Consider the following 21,832-nt stretch of genomic DNA (forward strand, 5'->3'; position numbering starts at 1 on the left):
CTATGAACGCCAACTTCGGTCTCCCTTTGCCGGCATCGGCCTGGATTGCAGGGGCCGATGCGATTTTTATGCTTTTTCTGGCGCTGCCCGGGGCAGCCATGCAGCTATTGTAGTGGAAGAGCGGCCGCCGGCATTGCAAGCCCGTCCCCGCACGGCGCATGCGGACAACGCGGCCGCGGCGCGGCCTGCGCTTTCCAAGCCGGGGCGCAGCGGCTACAATAGCGACCTGCTGCCCCCGTAGCTCAGTGGATAGAGCGATCCCCTCCTAAAGACGATTGGGCACCGGATGCCGAAAGGCGCCGCGTGAATGGAGTCAAATTCGGTGAACCCTGACAGCGCATCGGCCAACATGGCGTGCGGCTGCTGGCGATACCGAGCCAAGCCGGTTCCAGGCAAGCATGGGAACCGGAAGGTGTAGAGACTAGACGGCTCCGGCCTGTCGGCGACGTTGCCTCAATGGCGATAGCCGCCCAAGGCCAAGGTATAGTCCAGACCACAAACATTCATCTGGTGGCGAAAGCCATAGTGGTACGAAGGGATAGGTCACACGTTCGATCCGTGTCGGGGGCGCCAGCATAAAAAAAGCGCAGAAGATGTCTTCTGCGCTTTTTCCTTTTGGGGCTCCGGTTCCGGCCTGCTTCGCTTCAATGCCCCTGGTACAGTTTGCTGTCGAAATTATTGGCAGGCGCGCCGCGCGATGGCGGCGGCGCTTGTGGCGTGCCCGGGGCGTTAGGTGCGTTAGGCGCGGACTGCGTACCGGGGGCCGGCGCCTGGCTCGGCGTCCAGCCGAAGAAATTGGAAATCGCATCGACCACCGTCACGCCGACGTTGGTGACCAGGCCATTCTCGGGCGTGAAGTTGTCGTAATACGGTTCGCCGTCGATGAAGCGGATGCCGTCCGGCACCGGCTGGTCGAATTGCGGGACGCCCTTCAAGGCCTTGCCCATGTAATCGACCCAGATCGGCAGGGCCAGTTGCGCGCCGAACTCCATGCCGCCCAGGCTCTTGGGCTGGTCGTAACCCATCCATACCACGGTAGCCAGCGTGCGCTGGTAGCCGGCGAACCAACCGTCGATCGCTTCATTGGTGGTGCCGGTCTTGCCCGCCAGGTCGGCGCGGCCGAGGCTGTTGCTGCGTGCGCCGGTGCCGCGCTGGGCCACTGACTTGAGCAGGCTGGTCATCATGTAGCTGTTGCGTTCGGCCACCACCCGCGGTGCGCCGTTGCCCACCACCAGCGGATCGGCCTTGGACAAGACCTTGCCGCGGGAGTCGGTGATCTGCGTGATCAGGTAGGGCTGGATCTTGTAGCCACCGTTGGCGAACACCGAGTAGGCCGCGGAAAGCTGCAGCGGAGTGGTTTGGCCGGCGCCCAGCGCCATCGGCAGATAGGGCGGGACCTTGTCGGAATCGAAGCCGTAGGCGCCGGTGATGAAGTCCTTGGCGTAGGGTACGCCGATGTAGTCGAGCGTGCGGATGGCCACCAGGTTGACCGACTTTTGCAGCGCGGTGCGCACGCTCATCGGCCCGGCCGGCGGTTCATCGTCCCGCGGTTCCCAGTTCGGCTGGCCGGGGCCGGCCGGGTAGGAAACCGGCGCATCGTTGACGATGCTGGCCGGAGCAAAACCCTTTTCCAGCGCCGCCGAATAGATGAAGGGCTTGAAGGTGGAGCCCGGCTGGCGCCACGCCTGGGTGACGTGGTTGAAGTTGTTCTGGGTGAAGTCGAAGCCGCCGATCAGGGCGCGGATGGCGCCATCCTGCGGCACCACCGACACCAGCGCCGCCTCCACTTGCGGCAACTGCACGATCTGCCAGTTCTGCTTGGCATCCTGCATCACGCGGATCAGCGAACCCGGCTGGATGCGCACTTCCTTCTTGGCCTTGTCGGACAGCGCGTTGGCGACGAAACGCAGGGCATCGCCCTTGATGCTCACCTTGTCGCCCGAGCGCAGCACCGCGTCGACCTGCTTGGGGCCGGCGGCCACCACCACGGCGGCCAGGATGTCGTCGTTGTCGGGATGGTCGTCCAGCACATCGTCGATGGCGCTGGCGCGCTCGTCGGCGTTGGCCGGCAGCGCCACCGTCTCTTCCGGGCCGCGGTAGCCGTGACGGCGGTCGTAGTCCATCACGCCCTTGCGCACGGCAAGGTAGGCGGCCTGCTGGTCGGCGGCATTGATGGTGGTGTAGACGTTGAAGCCCTGGGTATAGGTGTCTTCCTTGTATTGCGCATACACCATCTGGCGCACCATTTCATTGACGTATTCAGCGTGGGTGTTGTACTGGCTGCCCGGTGTGCGTACCTTCAACTCTTCCTTGGAGGCCGCGTCGTATTGCGCCTGGGTGATGAAGCCCACGTCCAGCATGCGCTGCAGGATGTATTGCTGGCGGATGTGCGCGCGCTTGGGGTTGACGATGGGGTTGTAGGCCGAGGGCGCCTTGGGCAGGCCGGCCAGCATCGCGGCCTCGGCCAGCGTGACATCCTTGAGATCCTTGCCGAAATAGGTGCGCGCGGCGGCGGCAAAGCCGAAGGCGCGCTGGCCCAGGTAGATCTGGTTCATGTAGACCTCAAGGATCTGGTCCTTGGTCAGGGCGTTCTCGATCTTGTTGGCCAGCAGGACTTCGTAGAGCTTGCGCGAAAAGGTCTTTTCCTTGGTCAGGAACACGTTGCGCGCCACCTGCATGGTGATGGTGCTGGCGCCCTGGGAGGCGCTGCCGCGCAGCACGTCGGTCACCAGCGCGCGGGCGATGCCGATATAGTCGATGCCGCCATGCTGGTAGAAGCGATAGTCTTCGATGGCCAGCACGGCATTCTTCATGTCGGCCGGAATATCGTCCAGCTTGACCAGGCTGCGCTTTTCCTCGCCGAATTCGCCCAGCAAGACCTTGTCTTCGGAATAGATGCGCAGCGGAACCTTGGGCCGGTAGTCGGTGATCAGGTCCAGCGAGGGCAGGCGCGGATTGATGAAGATCAGCGCATAGACCACCAGCAGGGCGCCGGCGATGCCGAGGCCGAGGATGGACAGTCCGATGAATTTGGCGATATTGGGATTGAGGAAGCCGCGTTGGCGCTGCAAGCGGCCCGGAGACGTTGGAAGAGGCATGGAGTAGGCGGAAATCTGGATGCGTTATCTTACAGCATCAAGCCCGCCGGCCCGGAAAGACAGGCGCCGGCAATGCTTAACAGGATGTAAAAAGTGTTTCGGGGCATGTTTTTCATGTGCTTGCCGGCAAGCATTTCCACAAACCGGCCATGCGGCGCCGCATTTCCCCGCCGCAGTCGGTACAATGCCGCTCTTTACGCATATTCCGGACGCGGTGCAGCAGGCCGCGGCATATCTCCTATGGCAGTCATTTCCCTTAGCGACGCGCAACTGGCCTTTGGCCACGTCGCCCTCCTCGATCACGCCGAATTCTCGCTGGAGACCGGCGAACGCGTCGGCCTGATCGGCCGCAACGGCACCGGCAAGTCGTCGCTGCTGAAGGTCATCGCCGGCCGCTCCAGGCTGGACGATGGCTTGCTGGTGATGCAACAGGGCCTGAAGATCGCCTATGTCGACCAGGAACCGCATTTCCCTGACGAGATGACGGTGTTCGACGCCGTGGCCTCCGGCCTGGGCGAACTGCCCGCGCTGCTGGCCGAATATGAGGCGATCACCGGCCAGTTCGGCGGCGACAACGATGACGCCTTGCTGGAGCGCATGCACCAGATCCAGACCGTGCTGGACGCGGCCGATGCCTGGTCCATCGGCAACAAGGTCGAGACCACGCTGGACAAGCTCAACCTGAACCGCGACGCCAGGATCGGCGAACTCTCCGGCGGCATGCAAAAGCGCGTGGCGCTGGCCTGCGGCCTGGTCGGCAACCCCGACGTGCTGCTGCTGGACGAGCCGACCAACCACCTCGACTTCGGCTCCATCCTGTGGCTGGAAGGCCTGCTGCGCGACTTCAAGGGCAGCATCCTGTTCGTCACCCACGACCGCAGCTTCCTCGACAACGTCTCGACCCGCATCATCGAGCTGGACCGCGGCAAATTGTTGTCCTTCCCCGGCAATTTCAGCACTTACCAGGCGCGCAAGGCCGAGTTGCTGGCCAATGAGGAAGTGGAGAACGCCAAGTTCGACAAATTCCTGGCGCAGGAAGAAGTGTGGATCCGCAAGGGCGTGCAGGCGCGCCGTACCCGCGACGAAGGGCGTGTGCGCCGGCTGGAGGCATTGCGCGTGCAGCGCAGCGAGCGGCGCGACCGCCAGGGCCAGGTCAAGCTGGAAGTGTCGGCCGGAGAGCGTTCGGGCAAGATCGTGGCGGAGCTGGACAACGTCAGCAAGGCCTACGGCCCCAAGACCGTGGTGCGCGAGTTCAGCTCCATCCTCATGCGCGGCGACAAGATCGGCCTGATCGGCCAGAACGGCGCCGGCAAGACCACGCTGCTCAAACTGATCCTGGGCGAAGAAACGCCCGACAGCGGCACGGTCAGGCAGGGCACCAAGATGCAGGTGGCGTATTTCGACCAGATGCGCGCCCAGCTCAATGAAGAAGCCAGCCTGGCCGACACCATTGCGCCGGGCAGCGACTGGGTCGAGGTCAACGGCCAGCGCAAGCACGTCATGACTTACCTCAGCGACTTCCTGTTCTCGCCCGAGCGCGCGCGTTCGCCGGTGCGCACACTGTCCGGCGGCGAGCGCAACCGCCTGCTGCTGGCGCGCCTGTTCGCCAAGCCGGCCAACGTGCTGGTGCTGGACGAACCGACCAACGATCTCGATATCGACACGCTGGAGCTGCTGGAAGAATTGCTGGAAGAGTACGACGGCACCGTGTTCCTGGTCAGCCACGACCGCATGTTCCTGGACAACGTGGTGACCCAGGTGATCGCCGCCGAAGGCAATGGCGTCTGGCGCGAATATGTCGGCGGCTATTCCGATTGGGAGCGCGTGCGCGCGGCTTCTCCCACCACGTCGGCCAGGCCGGCGGCCAAGACAGACAAGAACGAAGTCAAGGCCGAGTCGAGCATGGCGGCCCCAGCGCCCGTGGCGCCCGCACAGCCGAAAAAGAAGCTCAGTTACAAGGAGCAGCGCGAGCTGGAGGAGTTGCCCAAGCGTATCGCTGAACTGGAGGCGGAGCAGAAGTCGATCTCGGAAAAGCTGGCCGATCCCGATCTGTACAAGAACAATGCCGATGACGCGGTGAAGCTGAACCAGCGCTTTGCCGAAATCGACGAGGAATTGCTGGTCAGCCTGGAGCGCTGGGAAGAGATCGAGGCGCGCAAGTAAGCGGAGCCCGGACGGGCCGGGAGCCGCCGTTCCTGTTTGCGCAGGGGCTCAGTTGGGTTTGCGCAGCGCCTCGCGCAGGTCGGGCAGCATCTCGCGCAGGTTTTGCGCATCGTCCGCATGCGGGCGCAGCGCGAGGTAGGCTTCCAGGTCTTCCAGCGCAGCCTGGGGCAGGCCGAGGTTGGCGCGCGCCAGGCCGCGGTCGCGCTTTTCGGTAATCTCTTCGGGAAGCAGGATCACCAGGCGTTCCTGCACGTCCAGCACCTGTTGCCAGCGCTGGCTTTCCATGAAAATGGCCTTGAGGTTGCGCAGCATGCGCGCCAGGATCTCGCGCGGATGGGCGGCGCGCAGGTAAGCGCCCAGCGGCAGCTCATCGCCGAAGTCCTGTTCGTGCTGGCGTTCCAGGTACGGTTCCAGGCGTTCTTCCAATTCTTCCCGCGACAGGCTGGAGCCGTTCATCGGATCCAGCACGATCTCGCCCGACTGCACCGACAGCTTCATCAGGAAATGGCCAGGGAAGGAAACGCCCTTCATGTCCAGCCCGACCTGTTGCGCCAGTTCGATATAGACCACCGCCAGCGAGATCGGGATGCCGCGCCGGGTCGCGATGACGCGGTGGATGTAGCTGTTGTCGGGGTCGTAATAATTGTTGACGTTGCCGGCGAAGGCCATTTCCTGGAAGAAGAAATGGTTGAGCATGCGCAGCTTCTGGATCTGCGAGGCATCTGACGGCAAGCGCTGCCTCAGCTTTTGCGCCAGCAGGTCGAGCTCGACTTCCTGCTCGGCGAAATCCATTTCGGGATAAAAGTCCTGACCCAGCGTCAAGGCGGATTCGAACAGCGGAATCGAATCGTCCTGGCGCACCAGCGAAGCAAAATAGTCGAGGGAGGTGAGCGTCATGCCATCCATCCTATCAAAATATTTTGGCGCGCGTCACGCTTGGCAACGCGGCGAAAAAATACTTGTTGTTTCCAGCCAGCTACTCTGGCATACAAGGTCGCCGCGGTTTATTCTTTTTCGCTTGCCGTTCTTCGCGGAGCGGCAACAGGTTCTTAACGCCGGGCGATGCGCTTGAATTCGCGCAACCTGAATCCCATCGCCAGCAGCGGCCCGAAATAGGCGAGCCCGCACACCGCGATCACCAGCATCAGCGCGCCGATGCGCGCCAGCGGATGGGCCCGCAGGGCGATCCAGTCGAACTGGCCGGCCATCCACAATGACACGCCCGCCAGCACCAGCAGCGCACCGGTAAGCCGCGCCAGGAAGATCCCCCAGCCCGGACGCGGGATGTAGATCTGGCGGCGGCGCAATCCCAGGAACAGGAGTGCCGCGTTCAGGCAGGCGCCCAGGCCGATCGACAAGGCCAGGCCGGCATGGGCGAACATCGGCACGAAAATGCCGTTCATCAACTGGGTGGCGATCAGCACGCCGATGGCGATCATCACCGGGGTGCGGATGTCTTGCTTGGCATAGAACCCCGGCGCCAGGATTTTGACCATGATCAGGCCGATCAGGCCGACGCCGTAGGCCACCAGCGCATGGCCGGTCATGGTCACCGACAGGTTGTCGAATTTGCCATAGTGGAACAGCGTGGCCGTCAGCGGCTCCGACAGGGTGGCCAGCGCCACCGCCGCCGGCATGGCCAGCATGAACGTCAGGCGCAGGCCCCAGTCGAGCAGGGACGAGTATTCGTCCATGTCGTTGGCGGAGTGGGCGTTGGACAGGCTGGGCAGGAGGATGGTCCCCAGCGCCACGCCCAGCAGGGCGGTCGGGAATTCCATCAGGCGGTCGGCGTAGGAGAGCCAGGACACGCTGCCGTGCTCCAGGCGCGAGGCGATGTTGGTATTGATCATCAGGCTGATCTGGGCGGCCGAGACGGCGAATACGGCGGGCCCCATTTTCTGCAGCACGCGCTTCACGCCGGCGTCGGAGAGGCCGATCATCGGGTTCCAGTACAGGCGCGGCAGCATGCCGATCTTTACCAGCGCCGGCAATTGCAGGGCCACTTGCAGGATGCCGCCGACCAGCACGGCGAACGCCATGGCGTAGATCGGCTGTTTCATGAACGGCGCGACGAACAGCGATGCGACGATGAAGGCCAGGTTCAGCAGCACCGAGGTAAAGGCCGGAATCTTGAATTCCTTCCAGGTATTGAGGATGCCGCCGGCCAGCGCCACGAAGGCCATGAAGCCGATATAGGGGAACATGATGCGGGTCATCGTCACCGAGGCGTCGAACGCTTCCGGATTGTATTTCAGGCCGGTGGCGATGAAATAGACCACGAAGGGAGTGGCGACGATGCCGGCCACGCAGGTGACCAGCATCACCCACATCAGCACGGTGGCGACATGGTCGACCAAGTGCTTGGTCTGCTCCTCCCCGCGCTGGTTCTTGTATTCGGCGAGGATGGGGACGAAGGCTTGCGAAAAGGCGCCTTCGGCGAACAGGCGGCGCAGCAGGTTGGGAATGCGGAAGGCGATGTTGAACGCATCGGTATAGGCGGAGGCGCCAAAAGCGCGGGCAAACAGGATTTCCCTGGCCAGTCCGGTGATGCGGGAGAGCATCGTCATGCCGGAGATGGTCGCGAGCGTTTTATGCAAGTTCATGGTGCGGCATTATAGCGGCGCGGCGCAGTCCGGCGGCCGGGAATCGGCGGCGCGGGCAAGCGTTTCGGCCTGATGGGCGGAAGGGTGGGCGGTGGCGGTAGAGTCTCCTGATTCCAAATCGGTTCGATGCATGAATGAAATTTCTTTATTGCAACATCGGTATCCGTCATTGAATCCGCATGCCCATTTGCCTATGCTGGTCAGGTAGGGCATCTGAGGCAAGCCAGGATGGCATGCGCCGTTTTGACCTGAATGCAACGGATGGGCACGCGGCTTGGACAAGGTATTTGCCCAAGCCTGCAAAAATGGTTATACTCCAAGGCTTTACAGAATTTGGCTTCGCGAGTCCTAAGGGTTTGCGGCGCATACGACTCTCGATTTAGGATAATTTCATGGCAAATACCGCACAGGCACGCAAGCGTGCACGTCAGGCAGTTAAGCAAAACGCGCACAACTCGAGCCAGCGTTCGACCCTGCGTACCGCGATCAAGGCTGTTCGCAAGGCAATCGCCGGTGGCGACAAGGCTGCGGCAACCAGCGTGTTCCAGGCATCGGTGTCGACCATCGACAGCATCGCCGACAAGAAGATCATCCACAAGAACAAGGCCGCTCGCCACAAGAGCCGCCTGGCTGCTGCCCTGAAGGCCCTGGCTGCTTAATTCGCCGGCTGTTGGCTGAGCCGGCCAGTCCGGCGCAATTCAGTTGCAGTAAAACAGAAACCCGTCTTTTCAGGCGGGTTTTTGCGTTTGTATCGTTTCTGGCATGGCGGGCGCATGTCCCAGCTTGCGCCGGGGGGGGGGGCGGTGCATGCCGTCCCGATGCGACGCCTGGCGTTTACCTGGGCAGGCCTTCGATTTTTGCGCCCGGTTTGATGTTCTTTTGCTTGAACCAGCCCTTGTTCATTTCCAGCGCATAGACCGCGCCGCGTTTGGCGCAATGCGAATCCAGGGTCTGTTCCTTCATTTCCTCGATGTTGATGATCTCGCCTTTTTCATCCATGAAGGCGACCGACAACGGGATCAGCGTGTTCTTCATCCACATGCAAACGCCTGCCGGTGCACCGAACAGGAATAGCATGCCTTCGTTATCGCCCATTTTTTCCCGGAACATCAGGCCTTGCTCACGCTCGGCTTCGGTCTGGGCGACTTCGGCCTTGATCAGGTGGATGCCGATGTTGAGCTGTGTGGTCGGGAAGCGGCGGACTTGCTGCGGCGTCTGGGCCGCAGCGTCGGCAAGGCACAATGCCGTGAGCAGGGTGGCGGCGATGCCGGCGAACAGGCGGGGGCGATTGAGTTGGCGCATGGTCAATATTGGTGTTCGATCAATCGGGGGATTGGAATCTGCAGGATTATAGCGATTCGCAGCAGTTGTGCTTTGGCGCGGCTGGCGAACAGGTTAATCCGGCAATGATTGGCGGCGGGAAAATGAATCGTTTGGGCGGGATCATCCGGGCGGGATCGTCCGGGCATGAAAAAAGGCAGGACTAGCCTGCCTTTTTGAATTGCGCGACGCTAAATTACTTAGCTTCAGCAGCCTTCTTTGCCTTCTTGGCTTTCTTTGCCTTCTTGGCCTTCTTTGCCTTAGGAGCGGCAGCTTCAGCCTTCGGGGCTTCCGGAGCGGCCGGAGCTTGTGCGAAAGCGGCAGTTGCGAACAGACCAGCGATCAGAGCGGCGATCAATTTTTTCATTTTGCGTCCTTCAATTCAACATGTTAGGGATGTGAGGCAAACGATGATTCGTGCGAATCACTGACAATAACGGTAGCAGGCAACAGAGGTTGACAACCTTTTCGATCTTTTTTGGGAGTCGCTGGGCGTGCGATGGAAGATTGATGTCGTTTTGATAATTTAACCGAGTCTTGTCGCTTAACGCTTCAGCTCCTCCGGATCCACCTCGCGCCACTCCCCTGGCAGCAACGGATGCGTGGCCAGCGAAAACGGGCCGATGGCGATGCGGACCAGGCGCAGCGTCGGCAGGCCGACCGCCGCCGTCATGCGCCGCACCTGGCGATTCTTGCCTTCGCTGATGGTGAGCGCGATCCAGCTAGTCGGCTGGCTCTTGCGTTCGCGGATGGGGGGATTGCGCGGCCACAGCCAGCCCGGTTCCTGGATCAGCCGGGCTTGGCTTTCCTGCGTGACGAAGTCGCCCAGGTCGAGCGGATTGCGCAGGCGTTGCAGCATTTCCCCGGAGACGTCGCCTTCGACTTGCGCCAGATAGGTCTTGGGCTGCTTGTGGCGCGGATTGCTGATTTCATGCTGGAGCTTGCCGTCGTCGGTGAGCAGCAGCAGGCCTTCGCTGTCGGCATCGAGGCGGCCGGCGGGATAAACGTTGGGAACCGGGATGTAGCCGGCGAGGGTTTCGCGTTCCGGATGGGCGGAGAACTGGCTCATCACCTGGAACGGCTTGTTGAATAATATGAGAGGCATGCGCTGGGGCCTGTGAACAATGAATTTGCTGGCTGCACCCGGTCGGGCGCAGCCAGCAGGCGTAAATTGAATGTTAACAGGCCCTGGCGTCGCAAAATCATGGGATTCCGTAAAATCCTCGGGCATAATCGAGGGCATATCTTATGTCTTATAGAGGACATGGCGTCCGGGCCGGCAGCAGCGTTGCCTTCCCCGGGCATCCATCCGACCTGCTTTCCCGAAATCTCTTAAAATTCCCCGCTTGTTCTGCTTAAACGCCGGAGACCACGATGCCGTACCAACATATCCAAGTGCCTGCCGAAGGCCGGAAGATTACCGCCAATGCCGACTTCACCCTGAATGTCCCGAATAACCCGATCATTCCGTACATCGAAGGCGATGGCATCGGCATGGACGTCACGCCGGTGATGCTCAAGGTGGTCAATGCCGCCGTGGAAAAGGCGTATGGCGGCGCGCGCAAGATCCATTGGATGGAAATCTACGCCGGCGAAAAGGCGACCAGGATCTACGGCCCGGAGGTCTGGATGCCGGATGAAACGCTGGAAGTGGTCAAGGATTACCTGGTCTCGATCAAGGGACCGTTGACGACGCCGGTCGGCGGCGGCATCCGTTCGCTCAATGTCACGCTGCGCCAGCATCTGGACCTGTATGTCTGCCTGCGTCCGGTGCGCTATTTCAAGGGCGTGCCATCGCCGCTGCGCGAACCGGAAAAGACCGACATGGTCGTGTTCCGCGAGAATTCGGAAGATATTTACGCCGGCATCGAATGGCAGAGCGGTTCGGCTGAAGTCAGGAAAGTGATCGATTTCCTGGTCAATGAAATGGGCGTCAAGAAGCTGCGCTTCCCCGAGACCTCGGCGCTGGGCATCAAGCCGGTCTCGCGCGAAGGCACCGAGCGCCTGGTGCGCAAGGCGATCCAGTACGCCATCGACAATGACAAGCCTTCGGTGACCCTGGTCCACAAGGGCAACATCATGAAATTCACCGAAGGCGCTTTCCGCGACTGGGGCTATGCGCTGGCGGCCAGGGAGTTCGGCGCCGAACTGATCGATGGTGGCCCATGGATGAGGTTGAAGAATCCCAAGACCGGGCGCTATATCATGATCAAGGATGCGATCACCGATGCGTTCTTCCTGCAGATCCTGATGCGTCCGGCCGAATACAGCGTGATCGCCACGCTCAACCTGAACGGCGACTACATTTCCGACGCCGTGGCGGCCCAGGTCGGCGGGATCGGCATCGCGCCCGGCGCCAACATGTCCGACTCGGTAGCGATGTTCGAAGCCACCCATGGCACCGCCCCCAAGTATGCCGGCAAGGACTACGTCAACCCGGGATCGGTGATCCTGTCGGCCGAAATGATGCTGCGCCATATGGGCTGGATCGAAGCCGCCGACCTGATCATCAATGCAATGCAGAAATCGGTGTCGTCCAAGCGCGTGACTTACGACTTCGCACGCTTGCTTGAAGGCGCGACCCAGGTTTCCTGCTCGGGATTTGGTGAGGTAATGATCGAAAACATGTGAGCGCGTTGATGTTTGCGCGAAGTGCGGAAGCCGGGCGATGCCCGGCTTTTTGCTTGGCGGGTGCGTTGACGGTTCAGCGTGCCGGTACGGGCAGCGGATGCCTTGCCAAGGCAGGAAGGGGCGCGCGGCAATGAAAAAGCCTCGCGATGCGAGGCTTTTTCAGGCGCTAACCGGGATTAAGCGGCTTGCTGGATGTTCGAAGCTTGCTTGCCTTTGGGGCCTTGCGTGACATCAAACTGGACTTTCTGACCTTCTTTCAAGGTCTTGAAGCCATTCATGTTGATGGCCGAGAAGTGGGCGAACAAATCTTCGCCGCCGTCATCCGGAGTGATGAAGCCAAAGCCTTTGGAATCGTTGAACCACTTGACTGTACCTGTTGCCATAAAAGCATCTTTCAAATTTTAAACTATCACACGAGCCGTTAAAGCAAGAAGCATCGCGCGTCACGCAGCCCCCCTTAAACCGTGCCCCCTTACATACCTTCAGCATTGACAAGTAGTAACTACTAATCAATGAATCCATTGTTCTCGCTGGAAATCCAAAAGTCAAGCGGTTTTCAGCTTAAAGTTTGGCCGCTTGTTTCTCCGATGGTTACGGTAGCCCTTGATTTAGGATAAATCACCGTCATCTGCGCAGCATCTGGAAAACGCGTAATATCTCCCCATCTGGATCTTACGTAATCATTGTGCGTTGCACAGCTTTTGATGGTCAAATAAACGCATGGCAACCAAGCACGAAAATGATGGCGGTACCGTGTTGGAGCGGCAAGAGGCGAAACTTAAGCCGCCCCCTATGTACCAAGTCCTTTTGTTGAACGATGACTATACGCCGATGGAATTCGTCGTCGCCGTCATCCAGGAGTACTTCAACAAAGACCGTGAAACTGCGACGCAGATCATGCTCAAGGTTCACCGCGATGGGAAGGGTATGTGTGGTGTGTATCCCAAAGATATCGCATCCACAAAAGTGGAACTCGTTTTAACCCACGCTCGAAAGGCAGGGCATCCCCTGCAATGCGTGATGGAGGAAGCATGATTGCGCAGGAACTTGAAGTCAGTTTGCATATGGCCTTTGTCGAAGCCAGACAATCGCGTCATGAATTCATTACCGTGGAGCACCTGCTGCTCGCGCTGCTGGACAACCCGTCCGCAGCCGAAGTGCTGCGCGCCTGCTCGGTGAATATCGACGATTTGCGCAAAACGCTGACCAATTTTATTACCGACAACACCCCGACCGTGCCCGGCACCAACGAGGTGGACACCCAGCCCACGCTGGGATTCCAGCGCGTCATCCAGCGCGCCATCATGCACGTGCAGTCGGCTTCCAACGGCAAGAAGGAAGTGACCGGCGCCAACGTGCTGGTGGCCATCTTCGGCGAGAAGGATTCGCACGCGGTCTACTACCTGCACCAGCAGGGCGTGACCCGCCTGGATGTGGTCAATTTCATTTCGCACGGCGTGCGCAAGGACCAGCAGGCCGATCCGCAGAAGGCGCCGGAAGGCGCCGAGGATGTGCAGGTCGAGGGCCAGCAGAAGGAAAGCCCGCTGGACCAGTTCACGCAGAACCTGAACAAGGCCGCCGCCGAAGGCCGGATCGATCCGCTGATCGGCCGTGAGTCCGAGGTCGAGCGCGTGATCCAGACCCTGTGCCGCCGCCGCAAGAACAATCCGCTGCTGGTCGGCGAGGCCGGCGTGGGCAAGACCGCCATCGCCGAAGGCCTGGCATGGCGCGTGACCCAGGGCGACGTTCCGGAAATCCTCAAGAACGCCGTCGTGTATTCGCTCGACATGGGCGCGCTGTTGGCCGGCACCAAGTATCGCGGCGACTTCGAGCAGCGCCTGAAGGCGGTGCTCAAGCAATTGAAGGACAGCCCCAACGGCATCCTCTTCATCGACGAGATCCATACCATCATCGGCGCCGGTTCGGCCTCGGGCGGTACGCTGGACGCGTCCAACCTGCTCAAGCCGGCGCTCTCCAGCGGCCAGCTGAAGTGCATCGGCGCGACCACCTATACCGAATTCCGCGGCGTGTTCGAAAAGGATCACGCGCTGTCCCGGCGTTTCCAGAAGATCGACGTCAACGAACCGACCGTCGAGCAGACCGTGCAGATCCTGCGCGGCCTGAAGTCCAAGTTCGAAGAGCACCACGGCGTGAAGTATTCCGCTTCGGCGCTGACCTCGGCGGCCGAGCTGGCGGCCCGCTTCATCAATGACCGCCATCTGCCCGACAAGGCGATCGACGTCATCGACGAAGCCGGCGCGGCCCAGCGCATCCTGCCGAAGTCGAAGCAGAAGAAGACCATCGGCAAGTCCGAGATCGAGGAAATCATTTCCAAGATCGCGCGCATCCCGCCGCAATCGGTCAACCAGGACGACCGCGTCAAGCTGCAGACCATCGACCGCGACCTCAAGAACGTGGTGTTCGGCCAGGATCCGGCGATCGAGGCATTGTCGTCGGCCATCAAGATGGCGCGCGCCGGCCTGGGCAAGACCGACAAGCCGATCGGCTCCTTCCTGTTCTCCGGCCCGACCGGCGTGGGCAAGACCGAAGTGGCGAAGCAATTGGCCTTCATCCTGGGCATCGAGCTGGTGCGTTTCGACATGTCCGAATACATGGAGCGCCATGCGGTGAGCCGCCTGATCGGCGCGCCGCCAGGTTATGTCGGGTTCGACCAGGGCGGCCTGCTGACCGAGGCCATCAACAAGAAGCCGCATGCCGTGCTGCTGCTGGACGAAATCGAAAAGGCGCATCCGGATATCTTCAATATCCTGCTGCAGGTGATGGACCACGGCACGCTGACCGATAACAACGGCCGCAAGACCGACTTCCGCAACGTGATCATCATCATGACCACCAACGCGGGCGCCGAGAGCTTGCAGAAGCGCACCATCGGCTTTACCGAGAAGAAGGAAGCCGGCGACGAGATGGTGGATATCAAGCGCATGTTCACGCCTGAATTCCGCAACCGCCTGGACGCCATCATCAGCTTCCGCCCGCTGGACGAGGACATCATCCTGCGCGTGGTCGACAAGTTCCTGATGCAGCTGGAAGAGCAGTTGCATGAGAAGAAGGTGGAAGCCGTCTTCTCCGACAGCCTGCGCAAGTTCCTGGGCAAGAAGGGCTTTGATCCGCTGATGGGCGCACGTCCGATGTCGCGCCTGATCCAGGACATGATCCGCAAGGCGCTGGCCGACGAACTGCTGTTCGGCAAGCTGGTCAGCGGCGGCCGCGTCACTGTCGAGATGGATGACAAGGACCAGGTCAAGCTGGAGTTCCCGGAAGGCGACGACTCGGTGCCTCCCGAAGAGCCGCAGGAAAAGCTGGAAGTGGAATAAACGTCAGGCCGCAGCCGCGAAAAAGCCGGAACATCGTTCCGGCTTTTTTTATGCCCTCCGGGGGACGGGAATGCGCATGATATCCACCGCCGTCATCCCGGCCTTCGCCGGGATGACGGCGGTGGATTGGCAAATGTAGAAATGAAAACGGCGCGGAAGAATTCTCTTCCGCGCCGTTTTCATTCAAGCCACAACAGTTCAGGGCATCAAAGGCTTGCCCGCTTCCTGCTTCGCCTTCACGATCTGCGTCACCTTGTCGATCATCGAGAGGCGATACGCCGTCGATGGATGCAAGGCCGTGTAGCCGTTGGCCACGCTGGCCGGATATTGATCCGCCAGGCGCTTCCAGAAAGCCGGCACGTTGTCGATGTTGTAGCCGGCGCGCGCCAGCAGGTAGAGCGAGAGCGTATCGGCGGCCGCGTCGAGATCCTGGGGATAGACGCGGATGCCCGCGGTGCCGGCGGTGGTGGTCGGATCCGGATGCGGCAGCAGCAGGTTGTCGATGACTTCGGCGATGGTCGACACCATGCGCTGGCGGATCGCGTGGCCGAGGATATTGTGGGCCATGTCCTTGGCGATCAGGTAGGCCAGTTCCTCGTCGGTCTGGGTGAATTTGAGCATGCCGCGGGTGATCAGCACGCGGCGGCCGTCGGCATAGGTATTGATGTTGTCGGCGTTGCCCAGCTCGATACTGAAGGCGCAGGCGAACGTCAGCGGAACATTGATGTTGCGTTGCTGGCCGTTGCGCAGCACGCCCAGGCTGATCGGCGCCTTTTTCACCACCAGCGGGGAGAGCAGCACGGCGGCCTGGCGCTCGGCGTCGGTGCCTTGCGGCATCGGCTTGCCGGCCAGCATGACCAGCAGGTCGCCGCGCTGGATGCCGGCTTGCTCGGCGCCGCTGCCGGGCAGCACGCCGGTCACCTGCAGGCGCTCGTCATAGCCCAGGCTGCGCGCAGTATCGGCATATTCGATGGGGAACGAGTACTTGTTCTTGGCGGTGAAACCAAGCAGGTTGCGCGCATTGCCTCGGCACAGTTGCGCATTGCTGGTCAACAGCGGCGCCGCCACACGGTACAGGCGATCCTGTTGCGCGATTAGATCGCGCAGTTGTTTTTGCTGAGGAGTGTCCGCCGGCCGGGGCGCTTGCGTCACGACCGCGGCGGGGCTGCCGCTGCTGGCGGCGGGCGCAACAGGGACGCCGGTTTCCTGCGTGGCGCAGGCCGCCAATACGGCCAGCGGCGCCAGTACGGCGATACTTCTGAGCTTCTGCCACGCGGGCAGGTAGGGTACGGACATGCGGTTCTCCATCAGTGTTTGCCTGTGCTGCCGAAACCCCCGGCGCCGCGTGCGCTGCTGTCGAATTCTTCCACCACATTGAAGCCGACCTGCAGTACCGGGACGATCACCAGCTGGGCCAGGCGTTCCATGGGGTTTAGGACAAACTCGGTTGCGCCGCGGTTCCATGTCGAGACCATCAATTGGCCCTGATAGTCGGAGTCGATCAGGCCCACCAGGTTGCCGAGCACGATGCCATGCTTGTGGCCCATCCCGCTGCGCGGCAGGATCACGGCCGCATAGTTGGGGTCGGCCAGGTGGATCGCCAGGCCGGTGGGGATCAGGTGGGTGCTGCCGGGGGCGATCGTTAGCGGCGCGTCGATGCAGGCGCGCAGGTCCAGGCCGGCGCTGCCGGGCGTGGCGTAGGCGGGCAACTGGTCTTGCATGCGCGGGTCGAGGATCTTGATGTCGATGGTCTTCATGGAGGCGGCGGTCTGTTTCGATAGGGTAAAAAACATGGCCCGCGAAGGACGCGGGCCGCGGGGTTTCAGGCTGCCATGCGGCGCGCGATTTCGCGCACCAGCTGGCGCGCCAGCATCAGCTTGTCGGCTGGCGGCAGGCTGGCGTGGCCCTGTTCGTCGAACAGCATCAGGGCGTTGTCGTCACGGCCGAAGGTCTGGGGGCCGAGATTGCCCACCAGCAGCGGGATGTTCTTCTTCACCCGCTTGGCGGCGCCGTATTGTTCGAGGTTCTCCGACTCGGCGGCGAAGCCCACGCAATAGGGGCGCTTGGGCAGGGCGGCGACTTCGGCCAGGATGTCGGGATTCTGTGCGAACTGCAATTGCGGCGCGGCGCCGTCGGCGTCCTTCTTCAGTTTTTGCGTGCTGGCATTGGCCACGCGCCAGTCGGCCACCGCCGCCACCGCGACGAACAGATCCTGCCCGGCGACGTTGGCCATCACCGCATCATGCATCTGCTGCGCGGTCTGCACGTCGATGCGCTGTACCCCGTGAGGCGGCTGCAGCGCGGTCGGGCCGGACACCAGCGTGACCTCGGCGCCGGCTTCGCGCGCCGCGCGCGCCAGCGCGTAGCCCATCTTGCCGGACGAGAGGTTGGTGATGCCGCGCACCGGATCGATCGGCTCGAACGTCGGGCCGGCGGTGAGCAGCACGCGGCGGCCGGCCAGCAGCTTGGGCTGGAACGCGGCGACGATGTCTTCCAGCAGTTGGGCCGGCTCCAGCATGCGGCCTTCGCCCATTTCGCCGCAGGCTTGCGCGCCGGCGTCGGGACCCAGCAGCAGGATGCCGTCTTCGCGCAACTGGCGCACGTTGCGCTGGGTGGCCGGGTTCTGCCACATCTCCACATTCATGGCCGGCGCCACCATCAGCGGCACGCGCGCCGGACGCGCGATGCACAGCGTGGAAAGCAGGTCGTCGCAGGCGCCGTGCGCCAGCTTGGACATGAAATCGGTGGAGCAGGGCACGATCACGATGGCGTCGGCATCGCGCGTGAGGTCGATGTGCGGCATGTTGTTGGCGATGCGCGCATCCCAGGCGTCGGTATAGACCGTGTTGCCGGTCAGCGCCTGCATGGTGACCGTGGTGATGAACTGTGTGGCCGCGGCCGTCATCACCACCTGCACGGCGGCGCCGGCGCGGCCCAGTTCGCGCGCCAGCATGGCGGCCTTGTAGCAGGCCACGCCGCCGGTCAGGCCGAGTACGATTTTCTTGCCAGCGAGATCCATGTCTTGTCCCTTGTCCCTGATGAGGCGAACGACGGATTCTTTACTTTTTGGAAACCCGGCGCAGCTCGTCCACCACGAACAATACCGCACCTACGCAAATCGCACTATCGGCCAGGTTGAAGGCCGGCCAGTGCCAGTTGCCGACATAGACGTCGAGGAAGTCGATCACATGGCCGTAGGCGACGCGGTCGATCACGTTGCCGATGGCGCCGCCCAGGATCAGCGCCAGCGCCCAGCAGAACATGCGCTGCCCGGGATGCTTGCGCAGCAGGTGGATGATGAACACCGCGGCGGCGATGCCGATGGCGGTAAACAGGTAACGCTGCCAGCCGCCGCTGGCGGCCAGGAAACTGAAGGCCGCGCCCTTGTTGTAGACCAGCACGAGATTGAAGAAGCCGGTCACCGGCAGCGATTCGCCGTAATGGAACAGCTTGAGGATGGTGATCTTGGTGAGCTGGTCCAGCAGCAGGACGATGGCGGCGATACCCAGCCAAGGTAGAAGATTTTGCGTGCCGGAGGCAGTGGAGGAAGAGCGCTTTTTGGTTGCCATGAGGATGCTCGTTAAGATTGCGCGCCTTCGATACGCGCCGATGGCGCTACTCAGTCCGAACGGTCATTGATTGGTTTCCGTTCGGGCTGAGTAGCCGCATAGCGGCGTATCGAAGACGCGCCGACTACAAATAATCAGGCGAAGCGACGCTGCTCGCCCTGGCCGAACAGGTTGGCGAAGCAGCGGCCGCACAGGCCGGGATGCTCGGCATGAGACCCGACATCGGCGCGATAGTGCCAGCAGCGTTCGCATTTCTGGTTCGCCGACGGCGTGACGACCACGGCTTCCTCTTCCGCTGTGGCGACCTTGGTCACGCGAGCGGCGGAGGTGATCAGCACGAACTTCAGGTCGTCGCCCAGGCTTTCCAGCACGGCCGCCTTGTCGCCGGCCGCCTTGACTTCGACCTCGGCTTGCAGCGAGGAACCGATGTCGCCGGCGATGCGCACTTCTTCCAGTTGCTTGGTGACCGTCGCGCGCACTTCATGCAGCACCGCGAACTTGGCCAGCAGCGCATCGGCGCCGGCCACTTCGGGCAGGGCATAGTAAGTCTGCGAGAAGATGGTTTCGCCGCTTGCTTCGAAGGCTTCCTTGCCGGCGAAGAAGCTCCATGCCTCCTCCGCGGTGAACGACAGGATCGGGGCCATCAGGCGCAGCAGCGCCTGGGTGATGTGCCAGATCGCGGTCTGCGCGGAGCGGCGCGCGGCCGATTCGACGCCGCTGGTGTACAGGCGATCCTTGAGGATGTCGAGGTAGAAGCCGCCCAGGTCTTCCGAGCAGTACATCTGCAGCTTGGCCACCACAGGATGGAATTCGTAGGACTCGAAGTGCGTCAGCACGTCGGCCTGCAGGCGCGCCATGTCGGCGATCGCGTAGCGGTCGATTTCCAGCAGTTCGGCCACCGGCACGGCGTGCTTGGCGGGATCGAAGTCCGAGGTGTTGGCCAGCAGGAAGCGCAGCGTGTTGCGGATGCGGCGATAGGACTCGACCACGCGCTTCAAGATTTCGTCGGAGATCGACAGCTCGCCCGAATAGTCGGTCGAGGCTACCCACAGGCGCAGGATTTCCGCGCCCAACGAGTCGGACACCTTCTGCGGCGCTACCACGTTGCCCTTGGACTTGGACATCTTCTTGCCCTCGCCGTCGACCACGAAGCCGTGCGTCAGCAGCGCCTTATACGGCGCGCGGCCGTTGAGCATCGAGGAGGTCAGCAGCGAAGAGTGGAACCAGCCGCGGTGCTGGTCCGAACCTTCCAGGTAAAGGTCGGCCGGGAACTGCGACTGTTGCTTGTGCGAGCCGCGCAGCACCGTTTGGTGCGTGGTGCCGGAGTCGAACCATACGTCCAGCGTATCCTTGTTCTTCACATAGTGCTCGGCGTCGGCGCCCAGCAGTTCCTTGGGATCCAATGCCTGCCAGGCTTCGATGCCGCTCTTCTCGATGCGCTGGGCGACCTGTTCGATCAGCTCGGGCGTGCGCGGATGCAGCTCGCCGGTTTCCTTGTGCACGAAGAAGGCCATCGGCACGCCCCACTGGCGTTGGCGCGACAGCGTCCAGTCCGGACGGTTGGCGATCATGCCATGCAGGCGCGCCTTGCCCCAGGCGGGGAAGAAGGCGGTGTCTTCGATGCCTTGCAGCGCGGTTTCGCGCAGGCTCTTGCCGCCGTCCCTGGGCGTGTTGTCCATGCTGGCGAACCACTGCGAAGTGGCGCGGTAGACGATCGGCGTCTTGTGGCGCCAGCAGTGCATGTAGCTGTGGTCGAACATGACCAGCTTGAACAGCGAACCGGTTTCTTCCAGCTTGGCGCAGATCGGCTTGGAAGCCTCCCAGATGGTCAGGCCGGCGAACAGCGGCAGCCACGATGCGTAGCGGCCGTCGCCCATGACCGGGTTGATGAAGTCGTCGTCCTTCATGCCGTGCGCCTTGCACGAGACGAAGTCTTCGATGCCGTAGGCCGGCGCCGAGTGGACGATGCCGGTGCCGCTGTCGGCGGTTACGTAGTCGCCCAGGTAGACCGGCGACAGGCGGTCGTAGCCCTTGTCGGCGGCGGCCAGCGGGTGGCGGAAGTTGATCAGCGAGAGCTTCTCGCCGACGGTGGTGGCGATCACGCTGCCTTCCAGGCCGTAGCGTTGCAGGCAGGACTCGACCAGGTCCTTGGCCAGAATCAGCAGCAGCGGTTCGCCGTTGCGCTCGGTCTGTACCAGCGCGTAGTCGAATTCCGCATGTACGTTGAGCGCCTGGTTGGACGGGATGGTCCAGGGCGTGGTGGTCCAGATGACGATGTAGCCCTGGTCGGTCGGCAGCTTGGACAGGCCGAAGGCGGCCGCGACCTTGTCGGGTTCAGCGAACGGGAAGCCGACGTCGATGGCCGGATCGCGCTTGTCCTGGTATTCCACTTCCGCCTCGGCCAGCGCCGAGCCGCAGTCGAAGCACCAGTTCACCGGCTTGAGGCCGCGATAGACGTAACCCTTCTCCAGGATGGTGCCGAGCGCGCGCAGCTCGTCGGCTTCATTGGAGAAGTTCATGGTCTTGTACGGATTGTCCCATTCGCCCAGCACGCCCAGGCGGATGAAGTCGGCCTTCTGGCGCTCGATCTGCTCGCTGGCGTAGGCGCGCGCCTTGGCTTGCACTTCGGCCACCGGCAGGTTCTTGCCGAATCGTTTTTCGATCTGGATCTCGATGGGCATGCCGTGGCAATCCCAGCCCGGCACATATTGCGCGTCGAAGCCGGCCATGTTGCGGGCCTTGACGATCATGTCCTTCAGGATCTTGTTGACGGCGTGACCGATGTGGATGTCGCCGTTGGCGTACGGCGGACCGTCATGCAGGATGAACTTGGGGCGGTGGGCGGAAGCCTTGCGGATGCGCTCGTAGACTTTCTTTTCCTGCCATTGCCTGACCCATTGCGGCTCGCGCTTGGCCAGGTCGCCGCGCATCGGGAACGCGGTCTCGGTCATGTTGACCGGGTACTTGGAGGGCGCCTTGCCCGGTTTTTCCTGCTTGCCCGGCTTGGCCGGCGATTCGTTGTTGGACATGACAAATTTCTCTGATGGATGCTGGTTGATTCAGGTGGCGCCGCATGGGACGCGGCGCAAATACGGAGAACTGGAACGGAGAGC

17 protein-coding genes are annotated in these 21,832 nt (G+C 62.1%); 5 read left to right on the forward strand and 12 right to left on the reverse strand.

The genetic code is table 11. The features are described from left to right. Positions 1 to 644: 644 nt before the first annotated feature. Entirely contained in the window at positions 645 to 3,098 is a 2,454-nt protein-coding gene (locus FB598_RS18210) for a penicillin-binding protein 1A (protein WP_141917213.1), read from the reverse strand. Between the two features lie 240 nt (positions 3,099 to 3,338). Between FB598_RS18210 and FB598_RS18215 the strand changes: the two genes are divergently transcribed. After that, complete coding sequence (locus FB598_RS18215; protein ID WP_141917211.1) at positions 3,339 to 5,261, forward strand: ATP-binding cassette domain-containing protein; 1,923 nt, start codon at positions 3,339 to 3,341, stop codon at positions 5,259 to 5,261. Positions 5,262 to 5,309: 48 nt separating this feature from the next. Here the strand turns inward: FB598_RS18215 and FB598_RS18220 are convergent, their stop codons facing one another. Next, entirely contained in the window at positions 5,310 to 6,158 is an 849-nt protein-coding gene (locus FB598_RS18220; RefSeq protein WP_141917210.1) for a SirB1 family protein, read from the reverse strand. A gap of 152 nt (positions 6,159 to 6,310) precedes the next feature. Then, complete coding sequence (gene murJ / locus FB598_RS18225) at positions 6,311 to 7,864, reverse strand: murein biosynthesis integral membrane protein MurJ (protein ID WP_141917208.1); 1,554 nt, start codon at positions 7,862 to 7,864, stop codon at positions 6,311 to 6,313. A 392-nt stretch (positions 7,865 to 8,256) separates the two neighbouring features. On the opposite strand from murJ, the gene rpsT reads away from it, so the two are divergent. Then, positions 8,257 to 8,523: a 30S ribosomal protein S20 gene (rpsT, locus tag FB598_RS18230; RefSeq protein ID WP_050468109.1), complete on the forward strand. Its 267-nt coding sequence runs from the start codon at positions 8,257 to 8,259 to the stop codon at positions 8,521 to 8,523. Between the two features lie 175 nt (positions 8,524 to 8,698). Here the strand turns inward: rpsT and FB598_RS18235 are convergent, their stop codons facing one another. From FB598_RS18235 to FB598_RS18240, 3 genes are all read right to left on the reverse strand, one after another. Then, the gene (locus FB598_RS18235; protein ID WP_141917206.1) at positions 8,699 to 9,166 is read right to left on the reverse strand and encodes a DUF192 domain-containing protein; all 468 of its coding nucleotides are present in this window, start codon (positions 9,164 to 9,166) and stop codon (positions 8,699 to 8,701) included. 214 nt (positions 9,167 to 9,380) lie between these two features. Then, a complete protein-coding gene (locus FB598_RS20805; RefSeq protein WP_006463172.1) occupies positions 9,381 to 9,551 on the reverse strand; it encodes a hypothetical protein in 171 nt (56 codons plus the stop codon). A 177-nt stretch (positions 9,552 to 9,728) separates the two neighbouring features. Then, the gene (locus FB598_RS18240; RefSeq protein WP_141917204.1) at positions 9,729 to 10,289 is read right to left on the reverse strand and encodes a pseudouridine synthase; all 561 of its coding nucleotides are present in this window, start codon (positions 10,287 to 10,289) and stop codon (positions 9,729 to 9,731) included. 269 nt (positions 10,290 to 10,558) lie between these two features. On the opposite strand from FB598_RS18240, the gene icd reads away from it, so the two are divergent. Beyond that, entirely contained in the window at positions 10,559 to 11,815 is a 1,257-nt protein-coding gene (gene icd / locus FB598_RS18245) for an NADP-dependent isocitrate dehydrogenase (RefSeq protein WP_141917202.1), read from the forward strand. A gap of 176 nt (positions 11,816 to 11,991) precedes the next feature. Here the strand turns inward: icd and FB598_RS18250 are convergent, their stop codons facing one another. Then, positions 11,992 to 12,198 (reverse strand): cold-shock protein, encoded by a 207-nt coding sequence (locus tag FB598_RS18250; RefSeq protein WP_141917199.1) that lies wholly within the window; start codon positions 12,196 to 12,198, stop codon positions 11,992 to 11,994. Between the two features lie 337 nt (positions 12,199 to 12,535). Here FB598_RS18250 and clpS point away from each other — a divergent pair, with 337 nt between their 5' ends. Together clpS and clpA are read left to right on the forward strand one after the other, a co-directional pair. Beyond that, on the forward strand, positions 12,536 to 12,850 hold the full coding sequence (gene clpS, locus FB598_RS18255; RefSeq protein WP_050468104.1) for an ATP-dependent Clp protease adapter ClpS: 315 nt from the start codon (positions 12,536 to 12,538) through the stop codon (positions 12,848 to 12,850). Further along, positions 12,847 to 15,150, forward strand: coding sequence for an ATP-dependent Clp protease ATP-binding subunit ClpA (gene clpA / locus FB598_RS18260; RefSeq protein ID WP_141917197.1), 2,304 nt, complete (start codon positions 12,847 to 12,849; stop codon positions 15,148 to 15,150). The genes clpS and clpA overlap by 4 nt, the downstream gene beginning before the upstream one ends. A 198-nt stretch (positions 15,151 to 15,348) precedes the next feature. Here clpA and FB598_RS18265 read toward each other — a convergent pair whose 3' ends face one another. The 5 genes from FB598_RS18265 to ileS all read right to left on the reverse strand — a co-directional run bounded on the left by FB598_RS18265 (position 15,349) and on the right by ileS (position 21,748). Then, positions 15,349 to 16,446, reverse strand: a complete 1,098-nt coding sequence (locus FB598_RS18265) for a M48 family metallopeptidase (protein WP_255463960.1) — start codon at positions 16,444 to 16,446, stop codon at positions 15,349 to 15,351. Positions 16,447 to 16,457: 11 nt separating this feature from the next. Continuing rightward, on the reverse strand, positions 16,458 to 16,907 hold the full coding sequence (gene dut, locus FB598_RS18270; protein ID WP_141917192.1) for a dUTP diphosphatase: 450 nt from the start codon (positions 16,905 to 16,907) through the stop codon (positions 16,458 to 16,460). 65 nt (positions 16,908 to 16,972) lie between these two features. Beyond that, on the reverse strand, positions 16,973 to 18,169 hold the full coding sequence (gene coaBC / locus FB598_RS18275; protein WP_141917190.1) for a bifunctional phosphopantothenoylcysteine decarboxylase/phosphopantothenate--cysteine ligase CoaBC: 1,197 nt from the start codon (positions 18,167 to 18,169) through the stop codon (positions 16,973 to 16,975). Between the two features lie 40 nt (positions 18,170 to 18,209). Continuing rightward, a complete protein-coding gene (gene lspA / locus FB598_RS18280; protein ID WP_141917189.1) occupies positions 18,210 to 18,719 on the reverse strand; it encodes a signal peptidase II in 510 nt (169 codons plus the stop codon). A 134-nt stretch (positions 18,720 to 18,853) separates the two neighbouring features. Then, positions 18,854 to 21,748, reverse strand: a complete 2,895-nt coding sequence (gene ileS, locus FB598_RS18285; protein WP_141917187.1) for an isoleucine--tRNA ligase — start codon at positions 21,746 to 21,748, stop codon at positions 18,854 to 18,856. Positions 21,749 to 21,832: the final 84 nt, after the last annotated feature.

The organism is Herbaspirillum sp. SJZ106 (genome assembly GCF_006715495.1).
In the GTDB taxonomy this organism is placed as follows: Bacteria; Pseudomonadota; Gammaproteobacteria; order Burkholderiales; family Burkholderiaceae_D; genus Herbaspirillum.

What these genes read in the sequence shown, in the direction of transcription:
- FB598_RS18210 (WP_141917213.1), bottom strand. Translation starts at nt 3,098, where the DNA reads ATGCCTCTTCCAACGTCTCCGGGCCGCTTGCAGCGCCAACGCGGCTTC.
- FB598_RS18215 (WP_141917211.1), top strand. Translation starts at nt 3,339, where the DNA reads ATGGCAGTCATTTCCCTTAGCGACGCGCAACTGGCCTTTGGCCACGTC.
- FB598_RS18220 (WP_141917210.1), bottom strand. Translation starts at nt 6,158, where the DNA reads ATGACGCTCACCTCCCTCGACTATTTTGCTTCGCTGGTGCGCCAGGAC.
- murJ (WP_141917208.1), bottom strand. Translation starts at nt 7,864, where the DNA reads ATGAACTTGCATAAAACGCTCGCGACCATCTCCGGCATGACGATGCTC.
- rpsT (WP_050468109.1), top strand. Translation starts at nt 8,257, where the DNA reads ATGGCAAATACCGCACAGGCACGCAAGCGTGCACGTCAGGCAGTTAAG.
- FB598_RS18235 (WP_141917206.1), bottom strand. Translation starts at nt 9,166, where the DNA reads ATGCGCCAACTCAATCGCCCCCGCCTGTTCGCCGGCATCGCCGCCACC.
- FB598_RS20805 (WP_006463172.1), bottom strand. Translation starts at nt 9,551, where the DNA reads ATGAAAAAATTGATCGCCGCTCTGATCGCTGGTCTGTTCGCAACTGCC.
- FB598_RS18240 (WP_141917204.1), bottom strand. Translation starts at nt 10,289, where the DNA reads ATGCCTCTCATATTATTCAACAAGCCGTTCCAGGTGATGAGCCAGTTC.
- icd (WP_141917202.1), top strand. Translation starts at nt 10,559, where the DNA reads ATGCCGTACCAACATATCCAAGTGCCTGCCGAAGGCCGGAAGATTACC.
- FB598_RS18250 (WP_141917199.1), bottom strand. Translation starts at nt 12,198, where the DNA reads ATGGCAACAGGTACAGTCAAGTGGTTCAACGATTCCAAAGGCTTTGGC.
- clpS (WP_050468104.1), top strand. Translation starts at nt 12,536, where the DNA reads ATGGCAACCAAGCACGAAAATGATGGCGGTACCGTGTTGGAGCGGCAA.
- clpA (WP_141917197.1), top strand. Translation starts at nt 12,847, where the DNA reads ATGATTGCGCAGGAACTTGAAGTCAGTTTGCATATGGCCTTTGTCGAA.
- FB598_RS18265 (WP_255463960.1), bottom strand. Translation starts at nt 16,446, where the DNA reads ATGTCCGTACCCTACCTGCCCGCGTGGCAGAAGCTCAGAAGTATCGCC.
- dut (WP_141917192.1), bottom strand. Translation starts at nt 16,907, where the DNA reads ATGAAGACCATCGACATCAAGATCCTCGACCCGCGCATGCAAGACCAG.
- coaBC (WP_141917190.1), bottom strand. Translation starts at nt 18,169, where the DNA reads ATGGATCTCGCTGGCAAGAAAATCGTACTCGGCCTGACCGGCGGCGTG.
- lspA (WP_141917189.1), bottom strand. Translation starts at nt 18,719, where the DNA reads ATGGCAACCAAAAAGCGCTCTTCCTCCACTGCCTCCGGCACGCAAAAT.
- ileS (WP_141917187.1), bottom strand. Translation starts at nt 21,748, where the DNA reads ATGTCCAACAACGAATCGCCGGCCAAGCCGGGCAAGCAGGAAAAACCG.